At 53.1% G+C, this 8,306-nt stretch carries 9 protein-coding genes and 1 tRNA gene; 5 read left to right on the plus strand and 5 right to left on the minus strand.

Annotation, left to right across the window (positions count from 1 at the left end; all coding sequences use genetic code 11):
* The first annotated feature begins 4 nt into the window (after positions 1 to 4).
* The 3 genes from B9Y55_RS08115 to B9Y55_RS08125 all read left to right on the plus strand — a co-directional run bounded on the left by B9Y55_RS08115 (position 5) and on the right by B9Y55_RS08125 (position 2,968).
* Positions 5 to 1,558, plus strand: coding sequence for a Ppx/GppA phosphatase family protein (locus tag B9Y55_RS08115; RefSeq protein ID WP_085544857.1), 1,554 nt, complete (start codon positions 5 to 7; stop codon positions 1,556 to 1,558).
* The gene (locus tag B9Y55_RS08120) at positions 1,555 to 2,856 is read left to right on the plus strand and encodes an amidohydrolase family protein (RefSeq protein ID WP_234986179.1); all 1,302 of its coding nucleotides are present in this window, start codon (positions 1,555 to 1,557) and stop codon (positions 2,854 to 2,856) included. Before B9Y55_RS08115 ends, B9Y55_RS08120 begins: the two co-directional genes overlap by 4 nt.
* Positions 2,857 to 2,894: 38 nt before the next feature.
* Positions 2,895 to 2,968 (plus strand) — tRNA-Gln (locus B9Y55_RS08125).
* 51 nt (positions 2,969 to 3,019) lie between these two features.
* On the opposite strand, the gene B9Y55_RS08130 is transcribed toward B9Y55_RS08125, so the two are convergent.
* From B9Y55_RS08130 to relB (B9Y55_RS08140), 3 genes are all read right to left on the minus strand, one after another.
* Complete coding sequence (locus B9Y55_RS08130) at positions 3,020 to 3,373, minus strand: DUF4277 domain-containing protein (RefSeq protein WP_085544858.1); 354 nt, start codon at positions 3,371 to 3,373, stop codon at positions 3,020 to 3,022.
* A 187-nt stretch (positions 3,374 to 3,560) separates the two neighbouring features.
* Entirely contained in the window at positions 3,561 to 3,833 is a 273-nt protein-coding gene (locus B9Y55_RS08135) for a type II toxin-antitoxin system RelE family toxin (protein ID WP_085544859.1), read from the minus strand.
* Positions 3,817 to 4,050 (minus strand): type II toxin-antitoxin system RelB family antitoxin, encoded by a 234-nt coding sequence (relB, locus tag B9Y55_RS08140; protein WP_085544860.1) that lies wholly within the window; start codon positions 4,048 to 4,050, stop codon positions 3,817 to 3,819. The genes B9Y55_RS08135 and relB (B9Y55_RS08140) overlap by 17 nt, the downstream gene beginning before the upstream one ends.
* A 1,129-nt stretch (positions 4,051 to 5,179) precedes the next feature.
* Here relB (B9Y55_RS08140) and B9Y55_RS08150 point away from each other — a divergent pair.
* Positions 5,180 to 5,881, plus strand: coding sequence for a PBECR4 domain-containing protein (locus B9Y55_RS08150; RefSeq protein WP_143340872.1), 702 nt, complete (start codon positions 5,180 to 5,182; stop codon positions 5,879 to 5,881).
* Positions 5,882 to 6,115: 234 nt separating this feature from the next.
* Here B9Y55_RS08150 and relB (B9Y55_RS08155) read toward each other — a convergent pair whose 3' ends face one another.
* Both relB (B9Y55_RS08155) and B9Y55_RS08160 read right to left on the minus strand, forming a co-directional pair.
* Complete coding sequence (relB, locus tag B9Y55_RS08155) at positions 6,116 to 6,373, minus strand: type II toxin-antitoxin system RelB family antitoxin (protein WP_085544862.1); 258 nt, start codon at positions 6,371 to 6,373, stop codon at positions 6,116 to 6,118.
* Positions 6,374 to 6,473: 100 nt separating this feature from the next.
* Positions 6,474 to 6,923, minus strand: coding sequence for a Panacea domain-containing protein (locus B9Y55_RS08160; RefSeq protein WP_085544863.1), 450 nt, complete (start codon positions 6,921 to 6,923; stop codon positions 6,474 to 6,476).
* A 110-nt stretch (positions 6,924 to 7,033) separates the two neighbouring features.
* Here B9Y55_RS08160 and B9Y55_RS08165 point away from each other — a divergent pair, with 110 nt between their 5' ends.
* Positions 7,034 to 7,936 (plus strand): DMT family transporter, encoded by a 903-nt coding sequence (locus tag B9Y55_RS08165; protein WP_159448288.1) that lies wholly within the window; start codon positions 7,034 to 7,036, stop codon positions 7,934 to 7,936.
* The last annotated feature ends 370 nt before the right edge of the window (positions 7,937 to 8,306 follow it).

The raw sequence follows: 8,306 nt of genomic DNA on the forward strand, positions 1-8,306 counted from the left end.
TGCGGTGGAGCAGGATAGAAGGGTGGCCTTTATAGACCTAGGGACCAACTCAGCCAGGATGATGGCCGTATCGGTCAAAGAAAACGGAGCCTACTCGCTGCTCTCGGATCAGAAAGTAGCTGTCAGGCTTGGGGAAGGGGGATTCTCCTCCAACAAGCTAACACCGGAGGCCATGGACAGGGCCCTGCTGGTCCTAAGCCGCTTCGCCAAGTCCGCTAAGTCTTTAGGGGCGACGGAGATAACCGCTCTCGCCACCTCCGCCACCAGAGATGCCGCAAACTCGGAGGAGTTTATAGATCGGGTTAAGGGGGAGACTGGCCTTGACCTCAAGGTCATATCGGGACTGGAGGAAGCCCGACTGATATACCTAGGGGTATCCAGAGGACATTACCTTAGAGGCAAAAACGGCCTCTTTATAGACATAGGAGGAGGAAGCACCGAGCTGATCCTCGGTCACGAAGGGGATTTTTCCTTTCTAGACTCCCTTCAGGTAGGGACCATAAGGGTCTATAACCGCTTCTTCGAGCCGGGGTATATGGGCCCGGTGGACGAAAGCACCTTTGAGGACATGAAACGTCACGTCCTTAGCAGAGCCATTCGCTCCCTTAAAAAGCTCCGTTCCGCCCAGTTCGACCGGGTGCTGGCCTCCTCAGGGACCGCCCGCCACCTTCAGGAGCTGGCGGTTCGATCCTTCCCGGAGCTGGCTGAGCCCCCCACCGACGGACCGACCCTGACCCTTCGGGGGCTAAAAAAGGTCTCCCGGATGCTCTGTCCCCTCCCCGCCGCCGAGAGGGAGAAGCTGAAAGGGGTCTCCCCTAGGAGAAAGGATATAATAGTATCCGGTGCGGCTATACTGGAGACTATCATGGAAGAACTGGCCATCGAAAGGCTGACCGTAGCGGACAGAAGCCTCAGAAACGGCATGCTTGAGGACTACCTGGTCAGAAATGGCCTGGTGGAAGGGCTTTCGGTCAGAGAGGAAAGCGTCCTCAGACTGGGAAGATCCTGTGGCTTCGACGAATCCCACGGAAGGCACATAGCGGCCCTTACGCTGTCTCTGTTCGATAGTTCCCTGTCCCTTGGGCTTCACGAGTTTAACCCCATAGACAGAGAGCTTCTTTACTACGGGGCGCTCCTTCACGATATCGGCATGTTCCTGTCCCTGAAGGACCACCACGCCCACGGCAGCTATATAGTCAGGCACTCGCAGCTTCTGGGCTTCACCGACAGGGAGATGGACGTCCTATCCGCCCTGGTCCACTACCACCGGGGAAAGAGACCTAAGGCCCGGGATGCCGTATTGGCCTCCATGGACGAAGGGGCCTCGAACATGGTCCAACGATGCTCCATGTTCCTCAGAATGGCGGAGAGCATGGACAGGAGTCACAGGGAGATAATCTCCCGTTGTCGCTTCGAGAAAAGGGAAAAGAGGGTCTACCTGGTCCTAACGGTGAAAGAGCCCTCGGAGTGGGACCTGGAGAGATGGGCCCTTGAAACCGACCTGGAGGACTTCAAAAAGGTATTTCGCATATCACTTAAGTTGGAGGGGTCTGAATGACTTCGTCGGTTTCCGACATAAAAAGGCTTTTTATCGGCCAGATCGAGCTGGAAGGCCGAAGGGCCATGGGCTATATCCTGTCCTGTGGTGACGTTATTGAGGCGGTGGGCCATGGGACGCCTCCTACGGTCGAGTGCGTGGAGGTTGAGACCTTTCCCGAACCTATGACCATAAAACAGGGAGACTTTAACGCCCACTCCCATCCCGAACAGTCGATCTACACCGACTTGGTGGATAGGTCCTGGGACCTGGGAACCTGGTGTCGCAACACCATATATCGCTACAGTCCCTTTATCACCCCTAAGCAGGTCAGGCTGGCCTGTCGAAGGGCCTTCGGCAGGATAGCCCTGCTTGGTGCTTCATCGGTGATGGTGTCTTTCTACCTCCACGGAGGGAAGGGCAACGTCAACGATCGAGAGGTAATAGCCGCCGCCAAGGACGTGGGCATAAGGCTCATCTTCGGAAGGATGACCTACGACATGGTCTCCCCTCAGGCCTACGAGGGAAAGAAAAAAGCCCAGGAGAGCTACTACGAATCCCCCGACCAGGGAGAGGCCTACCTGAGGGAGCTTATGGCCGACGAGGGACCGACGGTCATGGTGGCTCCCGCCGTCCACAGCATGCACGCGTCCACCGCTCAGGCGATAGAGAGGGCCATAAACCTGGGATACGACCTCAAACGTCCGGTGCAGTTTCACCTCTCCGAGGACCAGGGGGATGTAGATATATCCCTCAAGGAACATGGCGTCAGGCCGGTGGTCTTCCTGAAATCCATGGTCGACTCCTGTAGGATTCCCGGTTTGGGTCGTCTGGTCTTCTCCGACTGCTGCTGGTTGGACGACCAGGAGAGATCCATAATGGCCGACTGCTCTATACCGGTGGTCTTGAACCCCAGGATGAACCACAGGGTCGGGGTGGGAGAGTCGGACCTGCCCTCGCTCCTCAGCTCTGGGATATCGGTGTTCCTGGGGACCGACGGTGAGGCCAGCAACGACGACCTCTCGGTTCAGGGAGAAAGGGAGTTCCTTAAGGGACGGTACAGCGGTGTGCTATCCTCCTCGAAGATAGAGGCCCTGGGCAGACAGCCCTTCCAGTTCCTGGACGGGGAGATAGGCCCCCTGGCACCGGGCCGACTTTGCGACTTCGTGGTCGAATCCGACGGCAGAACCGTCCATCTCTTCGTAGGGGCCGAGCCTGTGGTGAGGGACGGAACCCTGGTAAACCTCGACATGGAGGGGGATATAGAGGCTCCCTTGGCGGAGGAGATAGAGGCCATGAAAAAAACGGTGGAAATATAGGCCGATCTGGCTTATAATATCTCCCGCATGTCGGTGATTGCCCCGTGGTGCAATGGCAGCACAACGGATTTTGGTTCCGTTGATCTTGGTTCGAATCCAGGCGGGGCAGCCAACACCAAATTTCATCAGTAATCATAGAACGTCATAGAGACTCAAAAGCCCGCTAAACAGCGGGCTTTTTTGCTATACGCTCGTATAGAGTGGATACGCCGTATTCGCTCAGACTATCCAGCAGCCTGCCTATGATATCGTCGTTTAGATGATGGGGCTCGATCCCTGAGCCTATGAGGCGCTCGGTGGGAAGATTCTCGAAAAACTCGTGGAATAGGTAGAGCCGACGCTCCACAAAGCCAAGACCGTTTAGAATAACCGCCTTGGCCGCCTGACCGGAAGAGACCTTGTGGGAGCGAGTCTTGCTTAGGTGACGATCCAAAAACTCCACCAAGCCAAGCTTATCGACAAAACCCGCTACTATTCCGTAATGGGCCAAACTGAGCGTCTCGGTGCATTCCATCATCTTTAAACTCTCCTCTTCTGCTGTTTTATGGCCGACACCTACAAAAATACAACAGAATCCAGTTTTTTCATAGCAGGGAGATCGGGCGGAAGCACTTAAATCATAAAATCATCGCGTTTAATGCGGAAAGTCGGCTTGACTCCCTAAAAAGAAAAATGGCCCGGAGAAATTATCTCACCGGGCCTCTCTATCCTTTTTTGTACACGTCTCCTCTGTGGCCTATACGTACCACCAGAATGGTGACTTTCTTGTCTTCGATCGAGCATATCAGGCGGTAATCTCCGACTCTATAACGCCAAAAGGCTCCAAGAGGCCCCTTAAGAGACTTGCCTAAAGACCTGGGATTGTCTTGTCCGGCTATACGTTTCTCCATATAGTCCATGATTCGCTTAGCTTCTTGCTTGCCTATGTGCTTTAGGTCCTTTACTGCCGCAACGTCGTACTCAATCGTCCAGGCCAAGTTCACGCCTCACTTCTTCTGAGCTTAACGGCTTAGCCCCTTTTTTTCTGCTTAAGGCCATAGCTTCAGCAGCGAGGTAATAATCCTCCATGTCGTCGATATTATCCTCTATTAATTTTCGGACATAGAAGGCTTTGGTTCTCCCTGTAGCCTTGGAGAGGCGGTCCAGTCTCCCTCCTGTCTCTTCGTCGAGACGGATGGATAACGGTGTAGGCATGAAAGCAACCCCCTTTTCTTGTAGTCTATGTAGTTATCGTAGCACAGAGTCAAAAAAGGTCAAGCGAGATCCCCTGTCCCTCTGGGCGGTCACTTCACAATTCCGTGAAGCGAGAGTTCCTTCTGTGGCTACACGGTCCAGGTCGATCATGTGGCCTGGAGGACTCCCGGGCGACTCCCAGATGGAGGCACGATTCGGTGCAGTCGCAGCCCCTAAAATCCCTTCCCTGTGACCACAGGAAGAACAGGGCAATATCCACCTCAAATCAGAGGTATCAGTATGCCTCTTGCGAAAAGTAGGCCACTTAGGAGCGATTCTGAGGGGTGTTATTGTTCATGGCTATGCGACCAAAAGGGGCAACTCCTTGCGGCGGTTGGCGTGGAGCGACTAAGGCCCCTGAACATCGTCCAGGCCGCAAGGTGGAGGGTGATTACTAAGTTTTACTAAATCCTGCGTGGACCATCCTGTGGAGTAAGCAGGGTAGTATCTCCTGCGTGGACCTGACCGGCTGAGGTGCTACATCCGATGTGACCCCATGAGGAAGACTTTTCGCCAAAACCGGCGAACCAATAAGGCTATCCCCCAGAATCGGGAAAAATTACCGCTTAACCTTTGGCCTGTGCCTGGAGGACTCGGCGAGAGTGCCGACCCCCTCTGGAGGTTTTTCCGGAAATCCCAGATAGTTCCCCTGTGGTCAAAGAGAAAGCTCCTCCCCGGAGATCGAGGAAGGGCCTGTGGTGTTATCGCTTGTCCTTTTGGATACTGCGCTTAGCCCTCTCCCTTGTGGGCGGTATTAGAGCATCCACAGGAGAACTGGGCCGCTGTTGGTCCCTTAGGTCGTCTATGCCCAGGTGGGTATAGCGCATGGTCATTTGTGGCCCTGTATGGCCCATGAGTTTCTGTAGGACCAAGGTATTCATCCCGGCCCGGAGCGGGAGATGATGCAGTGGTGGGCGGACTGGCTGGATGGGACCTCGATATAACTTGACAAATGGGCTAGGAGGTTCTATCTTATAGGTGAGCTAGTGCTCGGTGTGGCTGACACCTAAATCCGAAATGTCTGCGGGACGAATGTGCCTGAGGTCGCTGGGCGACGATAAAACCCATGAGATTTGCGAGACGAATGTGCTTGAGGCTGGCGGACAGCGATAATAATCAGCCATTGAAGTTAGAGGGTGTAGAGGATATTCTTCCTCTACACCCTTTTTCATGGAGAGTGATTCTGAGGATGATGAGAAAAGACAAAATTTTATCAATGATCTTCTCTATGGCCCAAGACTATAGCCTGTATTTTGAGAACAAAAATATGTTGTTCGTATATAGTGACAGCAATGGCCTTCAGAATATTGAGTCGTTGTTTTTAGGGCACCATTTCCGGCATCTTACCGGTATAAAGACTACGCTTCGTCCCAATGACTTTTACAAGCGGGCTTTGGCCAAGAGACTCTCCGAAAATGATCTTGGGCAAGTTGAATCAGTTGTGGAGCTAAAACTTGAAGCCTTTCTACTTTTGAAAAATGCCCTGGAAAAGGGGTGCTCAATTAGCATAGGGAGAAAAAATCAAGGTATTGGTTATCGGATTTATTCTGATTTGCTTGTGGGAACAACAAAAGCTTGTCTGGGATTCGTTGAGGACAGTGGAAGTGATTTCTACGTCCCTAACACGCTTCTAAAGGCAGACATCCGAAAAGAAGCTCAAAAGAGCTTCCCGGTCTTATTGGTCTGCATAAAGAATAAAAAAGAACCCTTTTACAGGGTCAGTTTTTGCCGAGAGGGGTTTGATCGCTCCTGCCTTCCGGACGAAATCCTGTCTAGGGTAGAAGCCTCTTAGGTCAGTCTTGGCCATGGAATATTTTTAGGAATATTTTTATCACCAAAAACAAGGGCCGGAGCTGGATGCTCTGGCCCTTTGTGCTATCTTGCTAACCGTCGGATGGCATCGACGATCGTCTCGGTGTTCCATCCGACCATTTTAAACTCTCCTCTTCTGCTGTTTTATGGTCGACACCTACAAAAATACAACAGAATCCAGGTTTTTCATAGCAGGGAGATTGGGCGGAAGCTCTTAAATCATAAAATCATTGGGGTTAATGCGGAAAGTCGGGTCCAAACCAAGTCGATGCCTCACGTCGGCTAAAGACGAAGATTCCCTGTTGTCGAGAAGATCTTCCTCGTATGCGGCAGCAGCAAGGGCGGCGTCTTCCATATCGTCAAGATAGTCTTCGATGGCTTTACGGGCATACCAGCTTTTTGTTCTGCCGGTTTTCTTCGCCAGAGCTTCGAGTCGTGAAGAGAGCTGTTCGTCCAATCTTATGGCAAGCATAGGAACTCCCCCTTTCTGTGTAATACTAGTATAGGGCATAATTTCCCTCTATTTCCGCGAAATAGGCCCCTCCCCGGTGGAGCGGAGAAGGGCTGTGTGTTTAGCCATTCCCGTTTTCCAAGAGAGAGGGGAAGAAGGACCTCAGCGAATCGATCGATATAGTGACGTCTTCTTTGTTTTCCGCCTCCATCCATGGAGTCTCGTTGTGTGTGAGGTTGCGGAGTTTCGACGCTGAATATTCCCCATAGACGGAAAAAACGTCGTCGATCAATGCCTTTTCCTCTGTCGTTACATTGTCAGGCGTGCCGTTCTGTGCTTTGTCTATGACGTTCGGTCCGAAGTCACGATAACTCTTGTACAGGTCGGGGACCACTGGCCCATGGGGCCACGCCTCTATGGCCTCCGGGAACAGCGGGCGTTCGAGTAGAACGACAGAAAAGCCCTGAACATAGTAGACGAGTTTCTGTAACTTAAGATGGGTTATCCCATCACCTTCGTCGAGGTCGGCCTTTCCTAAAATATAACTTGCGACATCAAATACCGATGCCATAGGTAACACCTCTTTTTGCAATTGATATTACCACATAAAAGGTGCCGTGCCCCTCCATCTTCCCTTAGGTTATAATGGCGGAAGTTTGGATACGAAATGGAGGTGGGTCGATGGAGACCGCTGGTATACTTTTCGCTTTAGGGGCCTCTTTATGTTGGGGAACCGTCCCTGTCATATACAAGCTCGGCATGGGCAAGGTTCTCATGGAGAAGATGAACGCCATAAGGTCCTTCGGATTTTTGGGAAGTTCCCTGGTAATATTCTGGCTCGCCGGAGAGGGCTCCATGGAAGGTGCCAGCTGGGTCATACTGGTTGGATTGGCCTCGGCGGTGCTGTTGGCCAACGTGGCAGGGGACCTTCTCTTCTTCATAGGCATCGACGCTATCGGCGTAGGGAAGGCCACCGCCGTGACCTGTAGCTATCCTCTGTTCGTGACGGTCATATCGGTGGCTCTGCTTGGAGAGTCGGTCACCGTCATGACCCTGTCCGCGACGATAGCGGTTATAGCGGGCCTGGTTTTGCTGCGAAGTCGGTCTATCGCTCAGGTGGAAGGGTCGGGAGCGACCTTGAAAGGGGTCGTCGCATCCTTAGGAGCCGCCTTTCTGTGGGGTGGAAGTCTGGTAGTAACCAGATGGGCGGTCCTTGAGAGCGACCTAGGACCGGCGGCACTCAACCTGTGGAGGGCCCTCTTTTTCATGCCCATATCCTGGGGGTGGTGGAGCTGTCGATATCTTTCAATGGACGGAAAAGACCGTCCCGATTTTTTTAGGACAGACTGTAAAAGTTGGATAGCCCTCGTCCTAGCCGGAGCCTTGGCCCTCTCCATAGGGGGCTTTTCCATCACCAAGGCGATGATGTTGGCTCCAGCCTCGCTGGTGAGTCCCATAGCGGCCACCAGTCCTCTGATAGCCGCTATATGGGGCAGGTTGCTCTTCTCCGAGAGGCTGTCTCCTTCTCAGCTCTTAGGTGTAGTGCTTATAATCGCTGGCTCGGTGGCCCTGACTTACTCTTAAGGGAACCTCTAAAAATTCACTTTCGAGTCCCCTCGGAGAGACCGTCCCGCCTGCACCCTGTTTCGCCCAATCGTATACTCGACCTGCCTGTTCCGTACGAACCGCCTCGGAGGGCACGTCCTGTGCCCCCTCGGCTTGGGGCGACGTCCTGTCGCCCCATTCGACTACACGACGGCATGTCGAGTATACGGGCTCTGGGCTCCGTCGGAACGATCTCTCCGAGGATTAGAGTTTTTAGAGGTGCCCTTAAGGCTTTTGTCTGTCTCTGTCTTTTTAACAGGTCAAGCGGAACGGTTCTCTATAAAGCCCTCGTATTCCCTAAAGGACCTCTGGGAGAGCCTGTCGGCCATAGCCTGGGCTGTCATCACCG

The organism is Dethiosulfovibrio salsuginis, from assembly GCF_900177735.1.
Classification (GTDB): domain Bacteria; phylum Synergistota; class Synergistia; order Synergistales; family Dethiosulfovibrionaceae; genus Dethiosulfovibrio; species Dethiosulfovibrio salsuginis.

Bases quoted from the DNA above. Each gene is read 5' to 3' on its own strand.
- B9Y55_RS08120 (WP_234986179.1), top strand. From the start codon at position 1,555: ATGACTTCGTCGGTTTCCGACATAAAAAGGCTTTTTATCGGCCAGATC.
- B9Y55_RS08130 (WP_085544858.1), bottom strand. From the start codon at position 3,373: ATGATGGAATGCACCGAGACGCTCAGTTTGGCCCATTACGGAATAGTA.
- relB (WP_085544860.1), bottom strand. From the start codon at position 4,050: ATGCCTACACCGTTATCCATCCGTCTCGACGAAGAGACAGGAGGGAGA.
- relB (WP_085544862.1), bottom strand. From the start codon at position 6,373: ATGCTTGCCATAAGATTGGACGAACAGCTCTCTTCACGACTCGAAGCT.
- B9Y55_RS08160 (WP_085544863.1), bottom strand. From the start codon at position 6,923: ATGGCATCGGTATTTGATGTCGCAAGTTATATTTTAGGAAAGGCCGAC.
- B9Y55_RS08165 (WP_159448288.1), top strand. From the start codon at position 7,034: ATGGAGACCGCTGGTATACTTTTCGCTTTAGGGGCCTCTTTATGTTGG.